Below are 23,969 nucleotides of genomic sequence, written 5' to 3'. Positions count from 1 at the left end.
GGACGGTGACGCGCCGGAGGCTCGGGCGGTTACTCCCCGCGCACACGCCCGGGGCGAGAGGTGTGAGGCGGGCGGGGCGGGCGGCGGGCCGCGTCGAGGGCATCGCCCTCGACGCGGCCCGGGCGGAGGGCGGGCCCGGGCCCACGCTCACCCGTGCCAGGACCGCCAGAGCGCCGCGTAGGCGCCGTCCGCCGCGACCAGCTCGTCGTGGCTCCCGAGCTCGCTGATCCGGCCCTCCTCCACGACCGCGATCACGTCCGCGTCGTGCGCGGTGTGCAGCCGGTGCGCGATGGCCACCACCGTGCGGCCTTCGAGCACCCGGGCCAGCGACCGCTCCAGATGCCGGGCCGCACGGGGGTCCAGCAGCGAGGTCGCCTCGTCGAGCACCAGGGTGTGCGGATCGGCCAGCACCAGCCGCGCCAGCGCGATCTGCTGGGCCTGCGCCGGAGTCAGCGCCAGGCCACCCGAACCCACCTCGGTGTCCAGGCCGTCCGCCGTCGCCCTCGCCCAGCCGTCCGCGTCCACCGCCGCGAGCGATGCCCACAGTTCGGCGTCCTCGGCACCGTTCCGCGCCAGCAGGAGGTTGTCGCGGAGCGAACCGACGAACACGTGGTGTTCCTGGTTGACGAGCGCGACGTGCTGCCGTACCCGCTCCGCGGGCATCCGGGACAACTCCGCGCCGCCCAGTGTCAGCCCGCCCGTCCTCGGCGCGTAGATGCCCGCCAGCAGACGGCCCAGCGTGGACTTGCCCGCCCCCGACGGGCCGACCAGCGCGAGCCGGGTGCCCGGGGCCACCTCCAGCGACACCCGGTGGAGCACGTCCACCCCGGAGCGGTAACCGAAGTTCACCTCGTCCGCCCGGACCTCCCGGCCCTCGGGGCGTACCGACTCGTCACCGGCGTCCGGCTCGATGTCGCGCACCCCCACCAGCCGCGCCAGCGACACCTGGGCCACCTGCAACTCGTCGTACCAGCGCAGGATCAGCCCCAGGGGATCGACCAGCATCTGCGCCAGCAGCGCGCCCGTCGTCAGCTGACCGACGGTGAGCCACCCCTCCAGCACGAACCAGCCGCCCAGCATCAGCACGCTGCCGAGGACCGTCACGTACGTCAGGTTGATGACCGGGAAGAGCACCGACCGGAGGAAGAGCGTGTATTGCTCCCACCGGGTCCACTGCGAAACACGCAGCTCCGACAGGGCCACCCGGCGCGCGCCGAGCCGGTGCGCCTCCACGGTCCGTCCCGCGTCCACGGTCTCGGCGAGCATCGCCGCCACCGCGGCGTACCCGGCGGACTCCGAACGGTACGCGGACGGGGCGCGCCGGAAGTACCAGCGGCAGCCGGTGAGCAGCAGCGGCAGCGCCACCAGGACGGCGAGCGCCAGCGGCGGCGCCGTCACGGTGAGCGCGCCGATCAGCAGTCCGGACCAGACCACCCCGATGGCGAGCTGCGGCACGGCCTCGCGCATGGCGTTGCCCAGCCGGTCGATGTCCGTGGTGATCCGGGAGAGCAGGTCACCCGTGCCCGCCCGCTCCAGAACGCCCGGCGGCAGGCCCACCGCCCGTACGAGGAAGTCCTCGCGCAGGTCGGCGAGCATCTCCTCGCCGAGCATCGCGCTGCGCAGCCCCATCGTCCGGGTGAAGAGTGTCTGGACCACCAGCGCGATGACGAAGATCGCCACCGTGCGCTCCAGGTGCAGCTCGGTGACCCCGTCCGCGAGATCCTCCACCAGCCCGCCGAGCAGGTACGGCCCGACGACGGAGGCGATCACCGCGACCGCGTTGGCCGCGACGAGCACGGCGAAAGCCCTGCGGTGACGCCGCAACAGGTCCCGGACGTAGGCCCGCACGGTCGCGGCCGAACCCACCGGCAGGGTGGTGGCCGTCGTCGGTGCGGCCGGGTCGTACGTCGGTGGTGCGAGGCCGATCATGCCCTCTCCTCGATCTCTCCGGCTTCCCGGAGGCTGTTCAGCTCGTCCACGACACTGTCCGCACCGGCGCCGGGCGCGGGCCCGGTCCCTACGGCCGTCGTCGCCGCCGTCTCGTCCTCGGTCTCCCGGGTGACGACCGAGCGGTAGAGCGGGTCGGTGCGCAGGAGTTCGCGGTGTCTTCCGGCCGCGACGACCGTCCCGTCGTGGACCAGCACGACCCGGTCGGCGAGGTCGAGCAGCAACGGCGACGAAGCGAACGTCACGGTCGTCCGGCCCTGGCGCAACTCCTTGATCCCGGCGCCGACCCGGGACTCCGTGTGCGAGTCCACGGCCGAGGTCGGCTCGTCCAGGACGAGCACATCGGGGTCGGTGACCAGGGAACGGGCCAGCGCGAGCCGTTGCCGTTGTCCGCCGGAGAGCGAACGCCCGCGCTCGGTGATGTGGGTGTCCATCGGGTCGCCGTCCGCGTCGACGGACGCCTGGGCGAGCGCGGCCAGTACGTCGGCGCACTGGGCGGCCGCCAGCGCGTCCTCGGCGCGCACCGCTCCCGACGCGGGCACGTCGAGCAGCTCCCGCAGCGTGCCGGAGAGCAGCACCGGTTCCTTGTCCTGGACCAGGACGGCGGTACGCGCCCGCTCCAGCGGCAGTTCGTCCAGTGCGACACCGCCCAGCAGGACGGACGGCGCGGCGTTCCCCTCCGGCGTGCCGTCCGTCTCCCCGTCGGCCGGGGCGTGGCCGCCGAGGCGCTCGGCCAGCCGTCCGGCCTCGTCGGGATCGCCGCAGACCACCGCGGTGAGGAGGCCCTCGGGGGCCAGCAGCCCGGTGACCGGGTCGTACAGATCGCCCGAGGGGATCACGTCTCCGGCATCGACGGCGGCGGGACGCGTGTCCCGGCGCAGCGCCAGCACCCGGACCGCGCGTCGTGCGGAGGGACGGGAGAAGGAGTAGGCCATGGCGATCTCGGTGAACTGGCGCATCGGGAACAGCAGCAGCACCGCCGAGTTGAACACGGTGACCAGCTGCCCCACCCGGATCTCGCCGTCCCGGGCTAGCCCGGCGCCGTACCCGACCAGCGCGATCAGCAGCGCGCCGGGCAGCAGCACCTGGACCGCCGAGATCAGCGACCACATACGGGCGTTGTGCACGGCCGCGCGGCGGACCTCCTGGGAGGCGCGGCGGTAGCGGTCGAGGAAGAGGTCCTCGCCGCCGATGCCGCGCAGCACCCGCAGCCCGGCGACGGTGTCCGACGCCAGCTCGGTGGCCTTGCCCGCCTTCTCCCGCTGGAGATCCGCCCGCCGGGTCGCCCGGGGCAGCAACGGTATGACCGCCAGGGCGAGTACGGGTACGGAGAGCGCCACCAGGACGCCCAGCGACGGCAGGTACACCACCAGCCCCACGCAGATCAGCACCAGGGCCGCGGCCGCGGCGGCGAAGCGGGAGAGCGCCTCGACGAACCACCCGATCTTCTCGACGTCGCCGGTCGAGACGGATACCACCTCGCCCGCCGCCACCCGCCGGGTCAGCGCCGAGCCGAGCTCGGCGGTCCGCCGGGCGAGGAGCTGCTGCACCCGGGCGGCCGCGGTGATCCAGTTGGTGACGGCGGTGCGGTGGAGCATGGTGTCGCCGAGCGCGATGCCGATACCGAGGAGCAGGATCATCGCCCCGGAGAGCACGAGCCGGCCGCCGGACCCGTCGATGACGGCCTGGACCGCGAGTCCGGTCGCCAGCGGCAGACCGGCGAGGGCCAGTTGGTGGAACAGCCCCCAGGAGAGCGCCTTGAGCTGCCCCTTGAGCTGATTGCGGCCGAGCCAGAGGAGGAAGCGCGGGCCGGACCGGACATCAGGATCGCCGGGGTCCCGGTACGGAAGATCACGAATCTGCATGAGGTCCCAAGAATCGGAAAGGACGGAGTCCACCGGCGACGGGCCACAGGCCGTCCCGCCAGGAAGAGCGGGACAGCCTTGACCGAAGTGGTGAGGGGCAAACAACAAGGCTTGCCTCTCCTTCCGCTCCGGGCAAATGGTTTTCCGTGGATCGGTGCCTTTTCGCCCGATAGCCCGATTGCCCGACGGCCGAATCTCCCGATGGCCGAATCTCCTGGGAGCCGAATCGCCCGGCAGTCGAATCGCCGGAGACCTCGCGACCCGGAGCGCCTCAGACGGCAGCCGTGGCAGCCGTGGTGGCCGGGTCGCGGACGGGCGGTCGCGTGAGGAGCCGTGCCCCCGTCGCGGCGCGGACCTCGTCCTCGGTCACGCCCTCGGCGCACTCCACCAGGACCAGCCCGTCCCCGGTCACGTCGACGACGGCCAGATCGGTGATGATCCGGTGGACCACGCGGCGGCCGGTGGCGGGCAGCGTGAGCTCCTCGACGATCTTCGGGCTGCCGTCCCTCGCGGTGTGCTCCATCACCACCAGGACGCGCCGGGCCCCGTGCACGAGGTCCATCGCCCCGCCCATGCCCTTCACCATCCTGCCGGGCACGGTCCAGTTGGCCAGGTCGCCCCGGGCGGAGACCTGCATGCCGCCCAGCACGGAGACGTCGATGCGGCCCGCGCGGATCATGCCGAAGGAGAGTGCCGAGTCGAAGTAGGCGGCGCCCGCCAGCACGGTCACCGTCTCCTTGCCCGCGTTGATCAGATCCGGGTCCTCGTCCCCGGCGACCGGGTACGGCCCGACGCCCAGGATTCCGTTCTCGGAGTGCAGCACCACGTGCACGCCGTCCGGGAGATGGCCGGGGACCAGGGTGGGCAGGCCGATGCCCAGGTTCACGTAACTCCCGTCCAGGAGTTCACGGGCGGCGCGGGCGGCGAGCTGGTCGCGGTCGAGAGGCATCGTCAGTTCTCCGTCCCCGCCGGGGCGGCGGTCTCGTCGGGGTGCGGGGCGGCCCCGTCGGGACCGGCGGCCGTGGCGGCGGGCGTGCGGGCGCGGGACGGCCCGCCGACGGCGGGGGCCGGGACGCGGACCGTACGGCGTTCGATGCGGCGGTCCTCCGGATCGGCGGCGACCACCATGTCCACGAAGACGCCCGGCAGGTGCACCGAACCGGGGTCCAGCTCACCTGCCTCCACGATCCGTTCGGCCTCGACCAGGGTGACCCGGCCGGCCATGGCCACGAGCGGGTTGAAGTTCGAGGCGGCGGCGTGGAAGACGCAGTTGCCGTGGCGGTCGGCCACCGCGGCACGCACCAGGGCGAAGTCGGCGGTGATCGCCTCCTCCAGCAGGTAGCGCCCGCCGCGGAACTCCCGTACCTCCTTGGGCGGAGAGGCCACCGCGACCGTGCCGTCGGCGGCGTACCGCCAGGGCAGGCCGCCCTCCTCCACCTGCGTGCCGACGCCGGCGGGGGTGAAGAACGCGGGGATCCCCGCCCCGCCCGCGCGCAGCCGCTCCGCCAGAGTGCCCTGCGGGGTGAGCTCCACCTCAAGTTCCCCGGAGAGGTACTGACGGGCGAACTCCTTGTTCTCCCCGACGTACGACGAGGTCATCCGCGCGATGCGGCCGGCCCGCAGCAGGAGGCCGAGGCCCCAGTCGTCGAGGCCGCAGTTGTTGGAGACGACCCGCAGGCCCCCGGTCCCCGCCCCCACGAGCGCGGCGATCAGCGCGGACGGGATGCCGCACACGCCGAAGCCGCCGACGGCGAGCAACGCGCCGTCGGGAACGCCGGCCACCGCCTGCGCGGCGGAGTCCACCACCTTGTCCATGTTCTTGTGCCTGCTTTCCATGAGGGGGAGAGGGGCCCGGGCCGGCGGCGTCGGCGTCGGCGCGGTTCACGTGAGCGGGACGGCCCCGCGGCGGACCGTCGGCGCGGTCCTCACCGGGCGCACCGAGCACACCGGGCGTGCCGAGCACACCGGGCGTGCCGAGCACACCGGGCGTGCCGAGCACACCGGGCGTGCCGAGCACACCGGGCGTGCCGAGCACACCGGGCGTGCCGAGCACACCGGGCGTGCCGGGTCGGGTGACCGGGCGGCGGGGAACGCCGTGCCCGGGGCCGCCCGCCGTTCACGATCGCCGCCCCCGGGACGGAGCCGCCATGTGGGCCGGGCACATGAGTGGGGCCACAGGTGCGGTGCACGGCACCATGTCGGCGCCGGTGGCCAACTTTTACCGTCCCAACCGTCGGAAAACCGCGCCGCCACCGCCGTCCGCGCAGAAGTGCCCCGCCCGAAGGGAGCACGACCGGGACAGGACCGGTGCGGCCCCCACTTCCCCAGGAGCCGGTCCCATGCCTGCCAACCCAGCCCGCCCCCGCCGCACCGGAACCCTCGCCGCGCTCGCCGTCCTCGCGGTGTCCGCCCTCCTCGTCCCGGGCTGCGCCCGGGCGGGCACGGCCGGCTCCGACACGTCGGACTCCGGCGGCTCCAAGACCGTCGACGTCGGTCTCGTCTACTCCAAGACCGGTCCGCTCGCCGCCTACGGCAAGCAGTACATCGAGGGCTTCAGAGCCGGACTGGAGTACGCGACCAAAGGCACCGGCAAGGCCGGGGGCCGCACCATCGAGGTGACCGAACGCGACGACGCGGGCGACGCCTCCAAGGCGGTCGCCGCGGCCAAGGACCTCATCGGCAAGGGCACGAAGATCATCGCCGGCTCCACCGACTCCGGCATCGCGCTCCAGATGGCCCCGCTGGCCGCCCAGAACAAGGTGCTGTTCATCGACGGACCCGCCGCCACGGACGCGGTCACCGGCATCAACGAGTACACGTTCCGGTCCGGCCGCCAGTCCTACCAGGACACCCTGACCGCGGCGGCGATGCTCGGCGACGCCAAGGGCAAGAAGGTCACCGTCCTCGCCCAGGACTCCACCTTCGGCCAGGCCAACGTGGCCGCGGTCAAGGCCGTCCTCGGCGGCGAGGGCGCCCAGGTGTCGGCGGTGCTCGCACCGCCGAGCGCCACCGATCTGACCCCCTTCGCCCGCCAGGTCAAGTCCGCAGGGCCCGACCTGGTCTTCGTCGCCTGGGCCGGTGCGACCGCACCCGCCCTGTGGACCGCGCTCGACCAGCAGGGGGTCCTCTCCTCGTCCACCGTCACCACCGGACTGGCCGGCACTGCCTCGTACCCCGTCTTCGGCACCGGCGGCGAGAAGATCACCTTCCTCGCGCACTACTTCGCCGGAGCCGCGGGCACCGGGGCAGAGAAGGCCATGACCACCTCGGTCGAGAAGGCCGGCGGCACCCCCGACCTGTTCACCCCCGACGGGTTCAGCGCCGCGCAGATGATCGTGCGCGCCGTCGAGGAGGGCGGCGACGACGTGGACGCCATGGTGAAGGCCCTGGAGGGCTGGACGTTCGAAGGCGTCAAGGGCGAGCAGCGGATCCGCGCCGAGGACCACGCCATGCTCCAGCCGATGTTCCAGGCCAAGCTCGTCGGCAGCGGTGCCACCGCGGTGCCCGAGCTGATCAAGAAGCTCCCGATGGGCGATGTGGTTCCCCCCGTCAAGCCGCTGGCGGGCTGATCCATGACCGCAGCACCCCGGAGCACCGGGCGGGGGCCGGACGGGACCGCGACCGGTGCCCCCGTCCTCCGCCTGGAGTCCGTCGGCTGGACCGTCGGCGGCGCGACCATCCTCCAGGACGTCTCCCTCGACGTCCACGAGGGCGAGTTCCTCGCCTTCATCGGCCCCAACGGGGCGGGAAAGACCTCGCTGTTCAACCTCATCAGCGGCCTCGTCCCGGCGACCGCCGGCCGCGTCCTCCTCGACGGGACCGACATCACGGGCGAGGCTCCGCACGCCCGGGCGCGGCGCGGACTCGGCCGGACCTTCCAGACGTCGAGCCTGTGGCCCGCGATGAGCGTCGCCGAGCACGTCCGGCTCGCCGCGCAGGCCGCGGGCGGCGGCTCGTACCGCATCTGGCGGCGGGCCTCCCGCTACCAGGCACAGGTCGACGGGGTGCTGGCCCGGACCGGCCTGGAACACCGGGCCGACGCCCTCGCCGGCTCCCTCTCGCACGGCGAGAAGCGGAAGCTGGAACTCGCCGTCCTGCTGGTCGGCGAGCCCCGGCTGATGCTGCTCGACGAACCGATGGCGGGCGTCAGCGCCGAAGAGGTCCCCGCCCTGACCGAGTTGATCCGCGGCCTGCACCTGGACGAGGGCCGCACCGTACTCATGGTGGAGCACCACATGGACGTCCTGCTGGGCCTGGCCGACCGGCTCGCCGTGATGCACCACGGCAGCCTCCTCGCGCTGGACACCCCCGAAGCCGTGACCGCCGACGCCACCGTGCAGCGGGCCTACCTGGGAGCGGCCCTGTGAGCGCCGGCCGGAACACCCGGGGGCCGCTGCTCACCGTCCGCGGCCTGCGGGTGCTGATCGGCGGCCGGCACATCCTGCACGGTGTCGACCTCGACGTCGCGGCCCGGGGCGTCACCGCCCTGCTCGGCCGCAACGGCGCGGGCAAGACCACCACCGTGCGCGCCGTGCTCGGCCTGGTGCCGCGCACCGGCAGCGTGCTGCTGGACGGGGACGAGACCGTGGGCCTGCCCACGCACACCCTGGTGCGCCGCGGCATCGGCTACGCCCCCGAGGACCGGGGGGTGTTCGCCGGGCTGACCGTCGCCGAGAACCTCCGGCTGGCCGAACGCCCGGGCGGCGAACCGGACTACCCGCTCGTCCACGAACTCTTCCCCGAACTCCGCGTCCGGGCGAAGCAGTTGGCCGGAACGCTCTCCGGCGGCCAGCAGCAGATGGTGGCCATCGGCCGCACCCTGCTCAACAGCAACCGGCTGATCATCGCCGACGAGCCGACCAAGGGCCTCGCGCCGAAGGTCGTCACCGAGGTCACCGAGGTCCTGGAGCGCGCCGCCGAAGCCGTACCGGTCCTGCTCGTCGAGCAGAACCTCGCCATGGTCCGGCGGCTCGCCGCGCACTGCACGGTGCTCGCGGACGGCCGTACCGCCCACCAGGGGCCCGCCGCCGGACTGCTCGGCGACCCGGAGGCCACCCGCCGCCTGCTGGGCGTCGGCCGCGCGCCCACGCCCGCGACCCGGACCGCCGCACCCGGCATCCCGTACGCCGCACCCAGCACCCCGTCCGCCGCACCCGGCATCCCGTCCGCCGCACCCGGCATCCCGTCCGCCGACGCCGCCGCGTCCGCGCCGGTGCGGCCCGACCGTTCGGAGGCCGACGCCTGATGGACACCGTCGTCCTGCTCACCCTGACCGGCCTCGGCCTGGGTGCGCTCTACTTCCTCGTCGCCTCCGGGCTCTCGCTGATCTTCGGCCTGATGGACGTGCTGAACTTCGCCCACGGCGCGCTGCTGTCGATCGGCGCCTACGCGACCTGGTGGGCCGCCTCCGGCAACCTCCCCGGCGCGGGCTCCGGCGGATTCGGCTTCGTGTGGGCCGTCGTGTTCGGCGTCCTCGTCGGAACCCTCGCGGCGATCGTGCTCGAACTCGTCGTCGTGCGCCCCCTCTACACCCGTCCGCGCGAGCAGGTCCTCGCCACGGTCGGCGTCTCGCTCGGCGTGCCCGCCCTGCTCTCCGGCATCTGGGGCACCGACCCGCTGACCTTCCCCGGACCCGACGCGCTGAAGGACACCATCGGTGTACTCGGCGCGCACGTCCCCGCCAACCGGCTGCTCCTGATCGGCGCCGCCGTACTCGTCTGGGCGGGCCTGAAACTCTTCCTCGACCGCACCCGGCACGGGCTGGTGGTCCGCGCGGGCGTCGAGGACCGGGCGATGGTCACGGCGCTCGGCATCGACGTCCGCAAGGCGTTCACCCTCGTCTTCGCCATCGGCGGGGCCGCCGCCGCGCTCGGCGGCGCGCTGGGCGGCCTCTACTTCGGTTCGGTCGACCCCCGCCAGGGCACCTCGCTGCTGATCTTCGCCTTCGTGGTCGTCGTCACGGGCGGCATGGGCTCGGTGTCCGGCGCGTCCGTCGCGTCCGTCGCCATCGGACTCATCCAGCAGTTCGCCAACTACTACACCACCGCCGGCCTCGGCGACCTCGCGGTCGTCGTGCTGCTCGCCGCCCTGTTGCTGGTGCGCCCGCGCGGTCTCACCGGGAGGCTCGCATGAGCACCGTCACCGCCACGGCAAGCGCCCCGGCCCGCCGCCTGCTGCGCTGGTGGCCCGCCGGACTCTTCGTCCTGCTCTTCGTCCTGCCCTACGGCACCGTCGACGTCCCCGGGCTGCTCGACGGGCCGGTCGGCAGCGCGGGAAGCCTCCAACTCATCGCGCTCTGCCTGCTGTTCGGTGCCCTCGCCACCGGCTACGACCTGCTGCTCGGCCGCACCGGACTGCTCTCCTTCGGTCACGCGCTGTACTTCGCGGCGGGGAGCTACGCCACCAACACGATGATGCAGGAGGCCGGACTCTCCTTCGGGCTGTCCGCGGTGCTCGGCCTGGTCTTCGGCCTCGTCCTCTCCGTGCTGCTCGGCTCGGTCAGCCTGCGGGTCACCGGCATCGGCTTCTCGATGGTGACGCTCGCGTTCGCGCAGGCCGGCTCGATCGTGGTGGCCCGCGACCCCGGCGGCGTCACGGGCGGTGAGGAGGGCCGCGCGGTCGCCGCCGACGTCCTGCCCGCCGGACTCGTCGGCATCCAGAACACCGCCAACCTGTACTGGATCACCCTCGCCTTCCTCGGCCTCACCCTCGTCGTCGTGCACTGGACCACCCACTCCCCGACGGGCCGGGTCTGGGAGGGCATCAAGGAGAACGAGCGACGGGTCGAGGTACTGGGCCTGCGCCCGTACGGATTCAAGCTGGTCGCCTTCACCGTGGCGGGCGGCCTGGCCGCGCTCGGCGGCATCGTGCACCTGCTGCTGACCGGCGGCTCGACCCCGCACACCACCAGCTCCGAATTCACCCTGTCGCTGCTGGTCATGGTCGTCCTCGGCGGTTCCGGCACCCGCTGGGGCCCGATGCTCGGCGGCATCCTCTACACCTGGGCCGACCACCGCCTCGGCGACGTGGCGAACTCCGCCGCCGTCGCCGACCTGCCCGCCGTCCTGCGGGTGCCGCTCAGCCAGCCGCTGTTCCTGCTCGGCGCGCTCTTCGTGATCGTCGTCAACGTCCTGCCCGGCGGTCTCGCCGCACTGCCCGGCCGGGTCCGCGCCGCACGCACCGCCCGAAGCGGCGCCGGCGACCGCGCTCCCGGCGCCCGCACCCCGGTGGGCGCCCGCACCCCGGTGGGTGCCCGCACCGAACCGCACCACGGCGGCCCGGACACCGGAGGCGTTCCCGACGGGTCCGCCGTCCGGCAGAGTACGGCTCCGGGGGCGTCCGTCGAGGCGGCCCCCGACCCCGCCGGTCACGCCGATGCCGCTGCCGGCCCGAAAGAGAGGAACCTGTCGTGACCCCCGCCGAAACGGCGCCCGCCGCCGCACCCGCCGGCCCCGGCCCGCTGCCCCACGACGAACTGCGCGTCCCGGTCGACGGCGGTGACCTCGCGGTCCTGCGCTGGCCCGCCTCCCACCCGCAGGCACCGACGGTGCTGGCCCTGCACGGCATCACCGCCAACGGCCTCTCCTGGGGCGCGGTGGCACGCCATCTCGCGGGACGCGCCACCCTCGTCGCCCCCGACCTGCGCGGCCGCGCGGGCAGCGCGCACCTGCCGGGGCCGTACGGCATAGCAGCCCACGCCGACGACGCCGCGGCGGTCGCGGAGGCCCTCGCACCGGACCGGCCGGTGCTCGCGGGGCACTCCATGGGCGCCTTCACCGCAGCCCTCGCCGCGGTGCGCCACCCCGCGCTGTTCGGCCCGCTGCTCCTGGTGGACGGCGGGGTCGGCTTCCCCGCCCCCACCCACCTCTCCCCGGACGAGCTGATGACCGCCGTCATCGGGCCGGCCATGGACCGGCTGACCATGACGTTCCCGGACCGCGCCGCGTACCGGGCGTTCTGGCAGGGGCACCCCGCGTTCGCGGACCGGTGGACTCCCGAGGTGGACGCGTACATCCAGCGCGACCTGACGGGCCGCGAGCCGGACCTGCGGTCCTCCTGCCGCCTGGAGGCCGTCCGCACCGACGGCGTCGGCCTGTTCGACGAGGACGTGCTGGCCGCCGTCCGCCACCTGCCCGGCCCCGCCACCCTGCTCTGGGCGGACCGCGGCCTGATGGACGAACCCCAGGGGCTCTACGACCAGGACCGCCTGGACGCCGCGGCGCTGGGCGGCACCGGACTCACCACCCTGCGCGCGCCGGACACCAACCACTACACGGTGCTGACGGGCGAGGCGGGCGCGGCACGCGTCGCGCGGCTGCTGCTGGACGCGGCGGGCCGCGACGGCGCGGGCTCCGCCTGATCCGCCGTACGCTCCGGGGGCGGCGCTCCCGAAGGGCCCGGGTTCCGGAAGGCTTACGCTGAGGAGGCCCGGGCCCTGGAAGGCTTCTGCCTCCTCGCGCCTCACCTGCTCAACCGCGCCAGCCGCAAGGCGAGTTGCAGCTCCAGCGCGCGGTCCGGGTGGTTCCAGTCCGCGCCGAGGAGCGCTTCGATGCGGTCGAGGCGCTGCACGACCGTGTTGACGTGGACGTGCAGCGCGTCCTTGGCGCGGGTCAGACTGCCGCCCGCGCCGAAGTAGGCGGCGAGCGTGCGGACGAGTTCGGTGCCGCGCCGGGCGTCGTAGTCGAGCAGCGGGCCGAGCGTGCTCCGCACGAACCCGCCGACGTCCTTCGCGTCTCCCAGCAGCACCCCGAGGAAGCCGAGTTGGCGCGCGGACGCCCCCTCACCCTGCCGGCCCAGCACGTGCAGGGCGCGCAGACAGCGCACCGCCTCCCCGTGCGCCGTCGCGAGGGCGGCGGGCCCCGAGGCCGGACCGGCCGCGGCGACCGTGACCGGTGCCCCCGTGAGGTGGCCGAGCTGGACGGCCGCGCCGCGCGCCGCCTGCTCCGGGGTCTGCCGCCCGTCGGCGGTCACCAGCAGCACCACCGCCCCGGCGTGGTCGGCGCTCGCGCTCCCGCCCGGCGAGCCGAACAGATGGCGGGCGACGGCCGAACCGAGCCGGTCCCGGGCCTCCGGCACGGTGTCGGCGACCAGCACCAGATGCGGCTGGTCCAGGTCCACGCCCAGCCGACGGCCCCGTTCGGCCAGCAGCGCCGGATCGCGGCCCGCGTCGGTCAGCAGGTCGGTGACGAGCTCGCCCCGCACCCGGTTCTCCGTCTCGGCCACGGTGCGCCGCAGCAGCATGAGCAGACCGGTCACGACCCCGGCGCGTTCGAACATCCGCCGGTCGGAGTCCTCCAGCGCGACCCGCCGGTGCAGCACCATGATGGCCAGCAGCTCCTGACCCGCCAGGACCGCGCAGATCCACCGTCCCGAACGGGCCACCGCCCGGGCCGCCGTACGCGACTCCTCGGCCGTGTCGACCAGCCACCCCGCGTCCATCGAGTCGGCGGCGAAGGGACCGCCGTCCTGCCGGACGGCCGCGAGCGGGCGGCCCGCCGGATCGTGGACCGTGAGTGCCCCGTCGAGCAGTCCCGCCACGGCGGCGGCCACGTCCCGGACGTCCCCGCCGCGCAGCACGAGGTCGGTGAGCCGGTCGTGCGCCTCCTCGGCCCGCTGCACGGCGGCCGAGTGGGCCCGTACCAGCTCGTTCACCTCGGCGAGTTCGGCGAGCGCGGCACGGGTGTCGTGCAGGGCCCGGGCCGTGTCGATGGCGATGGCGGCGTGCGCGGCCAGGGAGGAGAGCAGCGCCACCTCCTCGGGGCCGAACGCCCGTGGCGTGCGGTCGGCGGCGAACAGCACGCCGATCACCTTGCGGTCCTCACCGTGCACCGAACCGAGCAGCAGCGGTACGCCGAGAATGGCGACCAGGCCCTCCTCGAACACCCCCGCGTTGATGTTGCGGGTGTGCCGGAACCGGTCGTCGGTGCGGTAGTCCGGGGTCGCGTACGGGCGGGTGGTCTGCGCGACGAGACCGCCGAGCCCTTCGCCGAGTTCGAGCCGGAGGTTCTGGAAGACCGGTGACACGGACCCGTCCGTGACCCGCATGTAGGTGTCCCCGGCCTCCTCGTCCGGCAGGGTCAGATAGGCGGTGTCCGTGCCGAGCAGCATCCTGGCCCGTCGGACGATGGCCCGCAGCACCTCGTCGAGGTCGTGGGAAGCGGCGAGGTCGCCCGCCGTGTCGAAGAGAGCGGTCAGTTCGAGCTCCCGGCGGCGGTGCGCACGCAGCGAACCGCGTACCCGCAGTGCCGTGGCCACCGCCCGCTCGGTCTCCGCGAGGTCGGCGCCACGGACGCCCGCCCGCCGCGCCTCCCCGGTGACGGCGCCCAGCGCCTCGGCGGGCGCGTCGTCGGCCAGCATCTCCAGCAGCCGCCGCAGATGAGGGGCCGCCGACGATTCCGCCGCCGCACCCGGCGCGGTCACCGGCACGGCGCCCGAGTGCGGGGGAGAAGGGTCGGCCTCGCGCCGTGGCGCACCGCCTGCCGTGCTGGTGTCCATCTCGGTCTCCCTGCTGTTCCCCCGCCCTTCCACCGGTCACCGGTCCGCGACGGAACCGGTACGGCCCGCGGAGGGGAGGGGGCGGGGCCGCGCCGGTCGGGGTGCGCGTCCCATGATGCGGACACCCTGCCAGCCCGGGCCCTCCGCGTCACCCCCTGCGAACTGGCCTTTCACCGACGGCCGCTCGCGTGCGGCGGACACCGTCGGCCACCTGGGGCCGCTTGATGCCCGGACACCGCTCAACGGGCCGTCCAGGCACCGTCCATCGGCAACGACGCCCCGCTCATCGACCCCGCGTACGGGCCGCACAGCCACAGCACGGCCGCACCGACCTCCTCCGGTTCGATCAGCCGCTTGACGGCGCTGCGCTCCAGCAGCACCCGCTCCAGCACCTCCTCCGGAGGAATGCCGTGCGCACGGGCCTGGTCGGCGATCTGGCCCTCGACGAGTGGCGTGCGGACGTACCCGGGGTTCACGCAGTTGCTCGTCACTCCGTACGGCGCGCCCTCCAGGGCGACCACCTTGCTCAGGCCCTCCAGACCGTGCTTGGCGGCGACGTACGCGGACTTGAAGGGACTGGCCCGCAGCCCGTGCACCGAGGAGATGTTGACGACCCGCCCCCAGCCGCGCGCGTACATCCCCGGCAGGGCGCGGCGCAGGATGCGGAACGGGGCCTCCAGCATGACCCGTTGGATCAGCGCGAAGCGGTCCGGCGGGAACTCGTGCACCGGTGCCACGTGTTGGAGACCCGCGTTGTTGACGACCACGTCCACCGCGTCGACGGCCAGCGCGTCCACCTGCTCGGGGTCGGACAGGTCGGCGGTCACGGCGGTCCCGCCGACGAGCCGGGCCACCTCCCGTGCCCCCTCGGCGTCGATGTCCACCACGAGGACGTGCGCGCCCGCCGAAGCCAGTGCCACCGCGCAGGCCCGGCCGATGCCGCTCGCGGCTCCCGTGACGAGAGCCGTGCGACCGGTCAGGAACCGCCCGTCGGGTGATGCGGGTCCGGTGGTCCGGTGGGGCCCGCCCGTGGCGGCGACGCCGGTGGGGGGTGGGGCCGGGGCGTCAGTCCGGCGGCCGGCCGCGGGACGCGAAGTGCTCTCCATGGGCGTCACCGTAGGAAGGCGGACGGGCCGCTCACACGTGGGCGGCCCACACAGTTCCCTCCGCCGTCATGGTGTCCCCCTCCATGGGGCCCGGCCGGACCACCGCGCGCCGCACGCGGGCGGGTCGCCGGCCCGGTGCAGGCCCGGCACCTCCCCGTACGCCGGTCCGGACAACGGTCCGCACGCACACATCCCGGAGTTCCGGATGGGGCGCGTCCACATGTCGGGCCCCCCGGCGCCACGCCTAACGTCCCCCCACGGCAGGCGACCGGCGCCCCTCGGACACGGACGGGGCCCGCACCGCCGGGACCGGGCGGGACCCGGGGCCCGGCGGGCCGCCCGCCGCACCGACCGCCCAGAGCCGCGTCGCCCGGTCACCCGGCGACGGCTCGCGCACCCCCGGAGGTACCCCGTGCGCCGCCCCACTCCTCTCGGCCGCCTCGCGCGGCGGATCGGACGCCTCGCCGTCTCCGGTCTGCTCCTCGCGGCCGCCGGCACCACCGTCCTCGCCCACCCGGCCGCCGCCGCCGGTCCGACACCGGTCACCGGTTTCGGCTCCAACCCCGGCAACCTGTCCATGTACACCTACGTCCCGGCGGGACTTCCGTCCGGCGCGCCGGTCGTCGTGGCGTTGCACGGCTGCGCCCAGACCGCCAACGACTACTACGCCAACAGCGGTTGGACCAAGCTCGCCGACACCTACCGCTTCGCCGTGGTGTTCCCGCAGACCAGCTCGGCGAACAACTCGCTCTCCTGCTTCACCTGGTTCAGCCCGGCGGACACCTCACGCGGCCAGGGCGAGGCGGCCTCCCTCGCCCAGATGGTCACCAAGGCCGAGTCGCTGTACGGCTCGGACGCGGACCGCGTCTACATCACCGGCCTCTCGGCGGGCGGCGGCATGGCGGCGAACATGCTCGCCGCGTACCCGGACCTCTTCGCGGGCGGCTCCATCGCCTCGGGCCTGCCCGCGCAGTGCGCGACGAGCCAGACCGCCGCGTCCACCTGCCAGTACGGCAGCCTGAACCTCACCCCGGCCCAGTGGGGCGACAAGGTCCGCGCGCAGTACCCCGGTTACGCGGGTCCGTGGCCGCGCGTCGCGATCTGGCAGGGGACGTCCGACTACACCGTCTACCCGGTCAACGCGACCGAGCTGCGCGACCAGTGGACCAACGTCCACGGCATCTCCCAGACCCCGTCCAGCACCGCGTCCCTCCCCGGCAGCACCACCCTGACCAGCTACGACGACGCCTCCGGGAAGCCCGCCGTGCAGCTGTACCAGATCAGCGGGATGGGCCACGGCCTCGCCGTCGACCCGGGCTCCGGCGCCGAGCAGTGCGGCACGTCCGCCGCCTACTTCCTCGACACCATCTGCTCCAGTTACTGGACGGCGAAGTTCTGGGGGCTCGACCAGGAGGGCGGCGGAACCGACCCCGGCCAGGGCGGCGAGAAGCTTCCCGCACCGGCCGGACTCGCGGCCGGCACGCCGACCGACACCTCGGTCCCGCTGACCTGGTCCGCCGTCTCCGGCGCTTCCTCGTACCGCGTGTACCGGGGCGGCACCCAGGTCGGCACGCCCACCGGCGTCTCGTACACCGACACGGGGCTGACCGCCGCCACGTCGTACACGTACACCGTCGCCGCGGTCGCCGCCGACGGTACCGTCGGTACGGTCTCCGCCGCGGTCACCGCCACCACCTCCGGATACACCCCCACCTGCACCACGGCCAGCAACTACGCCCACGTGACGGCGGGCCGGGCCCACACCAGCGGCGGGTACACCTACGCCAACGGCTCGAACCAGAACATGGGGCTGTACAACGTGTTCGTCACCCACACGCTGAAGCAGACGGCTCCGGGCACCTACGTCCTCGCCGACACGGGTTGCTGACACGGGTCGTCGGCACCGCCTGCTGACGGCGGTTGCTGACGCGGGTTGCCGGCACCGCCCGCTGACAGCGCGCGCCTGCCCGGCCGACCACGTCCCGGGCCCGGGGCGTCAGCCGGACGGGCGGGTCGCCCGCTCCAACTCCGTCAGGACGGAGCGGTACGGGCGCCCGGTGGCCCGGGTCATGCCGATCTCGCACATCCGGTTGGCCGAGAGATGGGCGCCGTCCTCACGGGAGCCGACCTCGGCGGCCTCCTTGGCCGTCGCCGAATCGGTCAGCTCCTTGTGGAGCATCCCGCGGTCGCCGGCGAACCCGCAGCACTTCGCGTCGTCCGGCAGGAACACCTCCTGGGCGCACGCCCCGGCCAGAGTTCGCAGCCGGTCCACCACGTCCAGATGCTCCATCGAGCACGTCGGGTGGACGACGGCCGTCGTGGTCCTGCGCTCCACCGTGAGACGGGGGAGCAGCTCGTCGGCCGCCCACACGAGGGAGTCCACCACCGTCAGTTCCCGGTGCAGGGCGCGGTTGTCCTCGGTGAGGTACGGGACGACCTCCCGCGCGATACCGAGGGTGCAGGAGGAGGCGTCGACCACCAGCGGCAGAGCGCCGCCGCCGGTCCAGCCCCACGCAGCCTCCACGATCCGGTTGGCCATCACGGCGTTGGCGGTGTCGTACCCCTTCGAGTGCCAGATCGTCGCGCAGCAGGTCCCGCCCACGTCGCCCGGGATCCACACCGGCCTGCCCGCGCGGGCGGAGAGGGCGACGACGGAGTGGGCCAGTGACGGCTCCCGGTCTCCCTCGGGACCGGCGAAGATGCGGTTCACGCACGCCGGGAAGTACACCGCGTGCGCTCCGGCACGCGCGGTGGGCGGGAGCCTGCGGGAGGCCGCCGGGGGGATCTCCGGCAGCCACTCGGGCACCAGGTCGGGGCGGACCACCTTGCGGGCGAGCCGGGTCACCGCCGTCAGCAGCGGGTCCCGTACCCGGTCGCCGAGCCCGTCCGCCACGGCCACGGCGAGCCGGGCGGCCGACTCCACCACCCGGAAGTGCCGCGCGGTGAGCGCCGCGATCCGCTCCTCGCGGGGCGAATGCCGCAGCGAGCGGAAGCCCTTCATCATCGCGCCGGTGTCGATGCCGACGGGGCACGCCAGCATGCAGGTGGAGTCGCCCGCGCAGGTGTCGACCGCGTCGTAGCCGTACGCGTCGAGCAGCGCGTCCTCGACGGGGGAGCCGTCCGGCTGGCGCAGCATCTCCCGCCGCAGCACGATCCGCTGGCGCGGCGTGGTGGTGAGGTCCTGGCTGGGGCAGGTGGGTTCGCAGAAGCCGCACTCGATGCACGGGTCCGCGACCGCCTCCACCGAGGGGATCGTCTTCAGACCGCGCAGGTGCGCCCGGGGATCACGGTCGAGGACCACGCGGGGGGCGAGCACCCCGTCCGGATCGATCAGCCGCTTCGTCCGCCACATCAGCTCGGTCGCCCGCGGGCCCCACTCCCGCTCCAGGAACGGGGCGATGTTGCGGCCGGTGGCGTGCTCGGCCTTCAGCGAACCGTCGAACCGGTCCACCACCAGCGTGCAGAACGCGTCCATGAACGCGGCGTACCGCTCGACGTCGGCGGGGAGGCCCGCGTCGAACGCCAGGAGGAAGTGGAGGTTGCCGTGGGCCGCGTGACCGGCCACCGCCGCGTCGAAGCCGTGGTGCGCCTGGAGCTCCAGCAGGGCCTCGCAGGCCTCCGCCAGCCGGGACGGCGGGACCGCGAAGTCCTCCGTGATCAACGTCGTGCCCGCGGGGCGCGAGCCGCCGACGGCGGTGACGAACGCCTTGCGGGCCTTCCAGTACCCGTTGATCGTCCCCGGGTCCCGGGTGAACGCATTGGTGACCGAAGCGGCCGGAGCGACGAGGGAGAGCCCCGCCACCACCTCGGCCGCCGCCCGCTCGTACGCCTCCTGCGCGGCCTCGTCCGGGGCCCGGAACTCGACGAGCAGGGCCGCCGTCTCCCGGGGGAGGGCCGCCCAGTCCGCCGGTACGCCCCGCACGCTGACCGAGGCGCGCAGGGTGTTGCCGTCCATCAGCTCCACGGCGAGGGCACCGGCCGCGTTGAACAACGGCACCGCCGCGGCAGCGGCGGTCAGCGAGGGAAAGAAGAGGAGCGCCGTGGAGGTCCGCCGGTCGAGCGGCAGCGTGTGGAAGACGACCTCGGAGAGGAAACCGAAGGTGCCCTCGGAGCCGACCATCAGCCCGCGCAGGATCTCCACCGGCGTCGCGCCGTCCAGGAACGCGTCCAGGCGGTAGCCGTTGGTGTTCTTGATCTCGTACTTGGCGCGGATGCGGGCGGTCAGCGCCTCGTCCGCCTCGATCTCCGCCTTCAACGCCATCAGGCCCTCGCAGAGGTGGGGCTCCGCGTGCGCGAGGAGTTCACCGGCGGCCGGGTCGGCGGTGTCGACCATCGTGCCGCCCGGCAGGACGAAGGAGAGCGAGGAGACCGTCCGGTAGGAGTTCCGGGTGGTACCGGCGGTCATTCCGGAGGCGTTGTTGGCGACCACTCCGCCGACCGTGCAGGCGATGGCGCTGGCCGGGTCGGGGCCGAGCACCCTGCCGTACCGGGCGAGGGTGGCGTTGGCCCGGGCGATCGTGGTGCCGGGGCGGATCCTGGCCCGCGCGCCGCCGTCCAGCACGGTCACCCCGCTCCAGTGGCGGCGCACGTCGACGAGGATGTCCTCGCCCTGGGCCTGGCCGTTCAGGCTGGTGCCGGCGGCCCGGAAGACGACGTTCCGCCCCTTGCCGTGCGCGTACGACAGCACCGCCGAGACGTCGTCGATGTCCTCGGCGACCACCACGACCCGGGGCAGGAAGCGGTACGGACTCGCGTCGGAGGCGTACTTCACCAGGTCGGAGACCTTCCAGAGCACCTTCCCCGCGCCCAGCAGGGCGACCAGCTCCGAGCGCAGGGGCTCCGGGGTGCCCGCCGCGCTCCGGTCGGACACGCGGTCGGGGGCCTCCTCGCGCGCCCGGCCAGGACGGAGGGCTTCCGGCTCCGGCTCCAGCAGCGGGAACTCCGGCAACTCCGGCAACTGTGGCATCTCGGCATCCCCTCGGGCGGCGGACGCGGTCCTCCCGCGTCCGGGTGCGACGGCTCAGCAGTGGCGCCCCGGCAGTCCGTCGACCAGGGCGGCCAGCAGCCCGCCGAGCACCTCGCGCTGATCGGCGGTCAACGGAGCCAGGATCTCCTCCGCGGCGGCCCGGCGCGCGTCGCGCAGCTCTCCGAGCGTGGCCCGGCCCTTGTCGGTGATCTCGATGCGCACCACGCGCCGGTTCGCCGGATCCGGGGCCCTGCGCACCCGCCCGCCCGCTTCCAGGCCGTCCACCAGGCTGGTCACCGCGCGCGGGACGACGTCCAGCCGCTGCGCGAGATCGGCCATCCGGGGCGGGGAGTCGTACTGCGCGACCGCGCGCAGCAGACGGAACTGCGCGGGCGTGATGCCGATCGGCTCCAGCTGGCGGCTCTGGATGCGGTGGAGCCGGCGGGTGAGCCGCAGGAGCTGTTCGGCGAGGTGGCCGTCGGAATCGGGGGAGTCCATGCCGGAACAATATCAGGACCAGGTTCATTGTGAGTATAGGTAACAGTGAGGTACGCTCTTCACGGTTCGGATCGCCCGGCTTTTTTTGGGTGGCGCCGGACCGCTGCCCCGCTGCGTACCGGCGCGTACCGCTCTCCTGAGGGTCGGACCGCCAGGACGCCGCACGGGCCGGACCCGGCCTTCCGCACTTCCACAGCCCCCATGAAGGAGCACATGAAACCCGACGAACCCACCTGGACGCCCCCACCCAAGGACGGCACGCAGCCGCCCCCCGAGGTGCGCCGCATCCTCCGCCTCTTCCGTCCCTACCGGGGCCGCCTCGCGCTGGTCGGGCTGCTGGTCGGCGCCTCCTCCCTGGTGTCGGTCGCCTCCCCCTTCCTGCTCCGCGAGATCCTCGACACCGCCATACCGCAGGGGCGCACCGGCCTGCTCACGCTGCTCGCGCTCGGGATGATCGCCACCGCCGTGATGAACAGCGTCTTCGGCGTCCTCCAGACCCTGATCTCCACCACGGTCGGCCAGCGCGTCATGCACGATCTGCGCACCGGCGTCTACACCCAGCTCCAGCGGATGCCGCTGGCCTTCTTCACCAGGACCCGTACCGGTGAGGTGCAGTCCCGCATCGCCAACGACATCGGCGGGATGCAGGCGACCGTCACCTCCACCGCCACCTCCCTGGTCTCGAACCTCACCGCCGTCGTCGCCACCGTCGTCGCGATGGTCGCGCTCGACTGGCGGCTCACCCTCGTCTCGCTGCTTCTGCTGCCCGTCTTCGTCTGGATCAGCCGCCGCGTCGGACGGGAGCGGAAGAAGATCACCACGCAGCGGCAGCGGCAGATGGCCGCGATGGCGGCGACCGTCACCGAGTCCCTCTCCGTCAGCGGCATCCTGCTCGGCCGCACGATGGGACGCTCGGACTCGCTGATCAAGGGCTTCGCCGAGGAGTCGGAGCAGCTGGTCGACCTCGAAGTCCGCTCCAACATGGCGGGACGCTGGCGGATGTCGACGATCGGCATCGTCATGGCCGCCATGCCCGCCGTCATCTACTGGGCCGCCGGCCTGACCCTGAGCTCCGGCAGCACGGCCGTCTCCATCGGCACGCTCGTCGCCTTCGTCTCGCTCCAGCAGGGGCTCTTCCGGCCCGCGGTGAGCCTGCTCGCGACCGGCGTCCAGATGCAGACCTCCCTCGCGCTCTTCCAGCGCATCTTCGAGTACCTGGATCTCAAGGTCGACATCACGGAGCCCGCGAGCCCCGTCCGCCTGGACCGTATCCGCGGAGAGATCGCCTTCGAACACGTCGGCTTCGGCTACGACGAGAAGAGCGGGCCCACCCTCGACGACATCGACGTGAAGGTGCCCGCGGGCAGCAGCCTGGCGGTGGTCGGCCCCACCGGATCCGGCAAGTCCACCCTGAGCTACCTCGTGCCCAGGCTGTACGACGTCACCTCCGGCCGTGTGACGATCGACGGGGTCGACGTACGGGACCTCGACTTCGACTCCCTCGCGCGGGCGGTCGGCGTGGTCTCGCAGGAGACCTACCTCTTCCACGCCTCGGTCGCCGAGAACCTCCGGTTCGCCAAGCCCGACGCCACCGACGAGGAGATCGAGGCAGCGGCGCGCGCCGCGCAGATCCACGACCACATCGCGTCGCTCCCCGACGGGTACGACACCCTCGTCGGCGAGCGCGGTTACCGCTTCTCCGGCGGTGAGAAACAGCGCCTCGCCATCGCCCGTACGATCCTGCGCGACCCCCCGATCCTGGTGCTCGACGAGGCGACCAGCGCCCTCGACACCCGTACGGAACACGCCGTGCAGGAGGCGATCGACGCCCTCTCGGCCGGCCGCACCACGCTCACCATCGCGCACCGCCTCTCCACCATCCGGGACGCCGACCAGATCGTCGTACTGGAGGGTGGCCGAACGGTCGAGCGGGGCACGCACGAGGAACTCCTCGCGCAGGACGGCCGCTATGCCGCCCTCATCCGCCGGGACACCCGCCTGGAGCCCGCGGCGGGGTGACCGTCGGCCGTACCGGCTGCCCCGGACGGGATTGGCCCGGACGGGATTGCCCCGGACGGGATTGGCCCGCTCGTCACCCGGCCGCAGGGTTCCTGGGTGTCGAGCGTCGTTCCGCAGATCCGGGGCATTTGTACGGTTATCGTGCCCGCATGGTGCGTGCCCGCATGGTAAACGAGCCCGATTCCCTCCGATACCGCCGGAGGCTGCGCCCCACGCGGCGGGGCAAGGCGATGCTGCTCTTCGGGGGCGCGCTCGTGGCCGCCGCCACGGTCGCGGCCCCCCTGCTGGTTCCGCGGGGCGCCCCCGAGCCGGGGACCGAGGCGACCGCGTCCCTGGTGATCCCCGAGGGATGGCGAGCGGGGCAGATCTACGCCGCCGTCGACCAGGCGCTAGGGGTTCCGCCGGGCACCACCGAGAAGGCCGTGCCCGAGGCGCACCTCCCGCTGCCCGAAGCCGCGCACGGCAATCCGGAGGGGTATCTCTTCCCGGCGACCTACCCCATCCGCCCCGGCACGACCCCCCGGAGTCTGCTCCGCTACATGGTGGACACGGCGGCCCAGAGGTTCGGGGGCGACCGGATCACCGACGGGGCGCTGCAGCACCACATCTCCGCCTATCAGACGGTGACGCTCGCCAGCGTCATCCAGGCGGAGGCGGACACCGCCTCCGACATGGGGAAGGTGGGCCGGGTCGTCTACAACCGCCTGCATCAGGACATGCCCCTGCAGATGGACTCGACGCTCAACTACGCCCTCAGGCGCTCCACGCTGGACACCACCACCGAGGACACCCGGATCGACAGCCCGTACAACACCTACCGCCGCAAGGGTCTCCCGCCCACTCCGATCGGCAACCCCGGCGAACAGGCGATGCGGGCCGCCATCGGCCCCACGGCGGGCCCGTGGCTGTACTTCGTGACGGTCCGGCCGGGGGACACCCGCTTCACCGAGAACTACGAGGCGCACCGGCGGAACGTCGCAGAGTTCAACCAGAGCCGGGAGAACGCGGTCGCGGCTCCCGGATGAAGACGGGATACGGGAGGCGGGATACGGGAGGCGGAACGCTCGGACGGTT

General features: G+C 73.6%; 15 protein-coding genes and 2 pseudogenes. 9 read left to right on the top strand and 8 right to left on the bottom strand.

The window, feature by feature from the left end; translation table 11 throughout:
• Positions 1-147 precede the first annotated feature (147 nt).
• The 4 genes from ACWCWD_RS27720 to ACWCWD_RS27705 all read right to left on the bottom strand — a co-directional run bounded on the left by ACWCWD_RS27720 (position 148) and on the right by ACWCWD_RS27705 (position 5,627).
• Complete coding sequence (locus tag ACWCWD_RS27720) at positions 148-1,929, bottom strand: ABC transporter ATP-binding protein (protein ID WP_450776790.1); 1,782 nt, start codon at positions 1,927-1,929, stop codon at positions 148-150.
• The gene (locus ACWCWD_RS27715) at positions 1,926-3,812 is read right to left on the bottom strand and encodes an ABC transporter ATP-binding protein (protein ID WP_450776788.1); all 1,887 of its coding nucleotides are present in this window, start codon (positions 3,810-3,812) and stop codon (positions 1,926-1,928) included. The genes ACWCWD_RS27720 and ACWCWD_RS27715 overlap by 4 nt, the downstream gene beginning before the upstream one ends.
• A gap of 271 nt (positions 3,813-4,083) precedes the next feature.
• Positions 4,084-4,761 (bottom strand): 3-oxoacid CoA-transferase subunit B, encoded by a 678-nt coding sequence (locus tag ACWCWD_RS27710; RefSeq protein WP_450776786.1) that lies wholly within the window; start codon positions 4,759-4,761, stop codon positions 4,084-4,086.
• Between the two features lie 2 nt (positions 4,762-4,763).
• Positions 4,764-5,627, bottom strand: coding sequence for a CoA transferase subunit A (locus tag ACWCWD_RS27705; protein WP_450776827.1), 864 nt, complete (start codon positions 5,625-5,627; stop codon positions 4,764-4,766).
• Positions 5,628-6,151: 524 nt separating this feature from the next.
• Between ACWCWD_RS27705 and ACWCWD_RS27700 the strand changes: the two genes are divergently transcribed.
• The 6 genes and pseudogenes from ACWCWD_RS27700 to ACWCWD_RS27675 all read left to right on the top strand — a co-directional run bounded on the left by ACWCWD_RS27700 (position 6,152) and on the right by ACWCWD_RS27675 (position 12,171).
• Positions 6,152-7,381: a substrate-binding domain-containing protein gene (locus tag ACWCWD_RS27700; RefSeq protein ID WP_450776784.1), complete on the top strand. Its 1,230-nt coding sequence runs from the start codon at positions 6,152-6,154 to the stop codon at positions 7,379-7,381.
• A gap of 3 nt (positions 7,382-7,384) precedes the next feature.
• Positions 7,385-8,179 carry an ABC transporter ATP-binding protein gene (locus ACWCWD_RS27695; protein WP_450776782.1) on the top strand — a complete coding sequence of 265 codons (795 nt, stop codon included), beginning with the start codon at positions 7,385-7,387 and terminating at the stop codon, positions 8,177-8,179.
• Positions 8,176-8,904, top strand: a pseudogene (locus ACWCWD_RS27690) (ABC transporter ATP-binding protein); the annotation flags it as partial. The gene ACWCWD_RS27695 and the pseudogene ACWCWD_RS27690, both read left to right, overlap by 4 nt.
• A 152-nt stretch (positions 8,905-9,056) precedes the next feature.
• Positions 9,057-9,944 (top strand): branched-chain amino acid ABC transporter permease, encoded by an 888-nt coding sequence (locus ACWCWD_RS27685; RefSeq protein ID WP_450776780.1) that lies wholly within the window; start codon positions 9,057-9,059, stop codon positions 9,942-9,944.
• A pseudogene (locus ACWCWD_RS27680) lies at positions 9,941-11,008 on the top strand (branched-chain amino acid ABC transporter permease); the annotation flags it as partial. The gene ACWCWD_RS27685 and the pseudogene ACWCWD_RS27680, both read left to right, overlap by 4 nt.
• 212 nt (positions 11,009-11,220) lie before the next feature.
• Positions 11,221-12,171, top strand: coding sequence for an alpha/beta fold hydrolase (locus ACWCWD_RS27675; protein WP_450776778.1), 951 nt, complete (start codon positions 11,221-11,223; stop codon positions 12,169-12,171).
• 101 nt (positions 12,172-12,272) lie between these two features.
• Here ACWCWD_RS27675 and ACWCWD_RS27670 read toward each other — a convergent pair whose 3' ends face one another.
• Positions 12,273-14,168 (bottom strand): helix-turn-helix domain-containing protein, encoded by a 1,896-nt coding sequence (locus tag ACWCWD_RS27670; protein WP_450776825.1) that lies wholly within the window; start codon positions 14,166-14,168, stop codon positions 12,273-12,275.
• A 377-nt stretch (positions 14,169-14,545) separates the two neighbouring features.
• Positions 14,546-15,412 carry a 3-hydroxybutyrate dehydrogenase gene (locus ACWCWD_RS27665; protein ID WP_450776776.1) on the bottom strand — a complete coding sequence of 289 codons (867 nt, stop codon included), beginning with the start codon at positions 15,410-15,412 and terminating at the stop codon, positions 14,546-14,548.
• A 412-nt stretch (positions 15,413-15,824) separates the two neighbouring features.
• On the opposite strand from ACWCWD_RS27665, the gene ACWCWD_RS27660 reads away from it, so the two are divergent.
• On the top strand, positions 15,825-17,300 hold the full coding sequence (locus tag ACWCWD_RS27660; RefSeq protein WP_450776774.1) for an extracellular catalytic domain type 1 short-chain-length polyhydroxyalkanoate depolymerase: 1,476 nt from the start codon (positions 15,825-15,827) through the stop codon (positions 17,298-17,300).
• A gap of 108 nt (positions 17,301-17,408) precedes the next feature.
• Here ACWCWD_RS27660 and ACWCWD_RS27655 read toward each other — a convergent pair whose 3' ends face one another.
• Both ACWCWD_RS27655 and ACWCWD_RS27650 read right to left on the bottom strand, forming a co-directional pair.
• On the bottom strand, positions 17,409-20,378 hold the full coding sequence (locus tag ACWCWD_RS27655; RefSeq protein WP_450776772.1) for an FAD-binding and (Fe-S)-binding domain-containing protein: 2,970 nt from the start codon (positions 20,376-20,378) through the stop codon (positions 17,409-17,411).
• Positions 20,379-20,432: 54 nt separating this feature from the next.
• A complete protein-coding gene (locus ACWCWD_RS27650) occupies positions 20,433-20,876 on the bottom strand; it encodes a MarR family winged helix-turn-helix transcriptional regulator (RefSeq protein WP_450776770.1) in 444 nt (147 codons plus the stop codon).
• Between the two features lie 213 nt (positions 20,877-21,089).
• Between ACWCWD_RS27650 and ACWCWD_RS27645 the strand changes: the two genes are divergently transcribed.
• Positions 21,090-22,895, top strand: a complete 1,806-nt coding sequence (locus ACWCWD_RS27645; RefSeq protein ID WP_450776768.1) for an ABC transporter ATP-binding protein — start codon at positions 21,090-21,092, stop codon at positions 22,893-22,895.
• 164 nt (positions 22,896-23,059) lie between these two features.
• Positions 23,060-23,920, top strand: a complete 861-nt coding sequence (gene mltG / locus ACWCWD_RS27640; protein WP_450776766.1) for an endolytic transglycosylase MltG — start codon at positions 23,060-23,062, stop codon at positions 23,918-23,920.
• The last annotated feature ends 49 nt before the right edge of the window (positions 23,921-23,969 follow it).

It is taken from the genome of Streptomyces sp. NPDC001493 (assembly GCF_053597235.1).
This window is presented reverse-complemented; position numbering and strand designations above follow the sequence as displayed.

Coding starts and splice junctions, on each gene's coding strand:
- ACWCWD_RS27705 (WP_450776827.1), bottom strand. CDS start 5,627: ATGGACAAGGTGGTGGACTCCGCCGCGCAGGCGGTGGCCGGCGTTCCC.
- ACWCWD_RS27695 (WP_450776782.1), top strand. CDS start 7,385: ATGACCGCAGCACCCCGGAGCACCGGGCGGGGGCCGGACGGGACCGCG.
- ACWCWD_RS27720 (WP_450776790.1), bottom strand. CDS start 1,929: ATGATCGGCCTCGCACCACCGACGTACGACCCGGCCGCACCGACGACG.
- ACWCWD_RS27650 (WP_450776770.1), bottom strand. CDS start 20,876: ATGGACTCCCCCGATTCCGACGGCCACCTCGCCGAACAGCTCCTGCGG.
- ACWCWD_RS27645 (WP_450776768.1), top strand. CDS start 21,090: ATGAAACCCGACGAACCCACCTGGACGCCCCCACCCAAGGACGGCACG.
- ACWCWD_RS27710 (WP_450776786.1), bottom strand. CDS start 4,761: ATGCCTCTCGACCGCGACCAGCTCGCCGCCCGCGCCGCCCGTGAACTC.
- ACWCWD_RS27670 (WP_450776825.1), bottom strand. CDS start 14,168: ATGCTGGCCGACGACGCGCCCGCCGAGGCGCTGGGCGCCGTCACCGGG.
- ACWCWD_RS27715 (WP_450776788.1), bottom strand. CDS start 3,812: ATGCAGATTCGTGATCTTCCGTACCGGGACCCCGGCGATCCTGATGTC.
- ACWCWD_RS27700 (WP_450776784.1), top strand. CDS start 6,152: ATGCCTGCCAACCCAGCCCGCCCCCGCCGCACCGGAACCCTCGCCGCG.
- mltG (WP_450776766.1), top strand. CDS start 23,060: ATGGTAAACGAGCCCGATTCCCTCCGATACCGCCGGAGGCTGCGCCCC.
- ACWCWD_RS27655 (WP_450776772.1), bottom strand. CDS start 20,378: ATGCCACAGTTGCCGGAGTTGCCGGAGTTCCCGCTGCTGGAGCCGGAG.
- ACWCWD_RS27665 (WP_450776776.1), bottom strand. CDS start 15,412: ATGGAGAGCACTTCGCGTCCCGCGGCCGGCCGCCGGACTGACGCCCCG.
- ACWCWD_RS27685 (WP_450776780.1), top strand. CDS start 9,057: ATGGACACCGTCGTCCTGCTCACCCTGACCGGCCTCGGCCTGGGTGCG.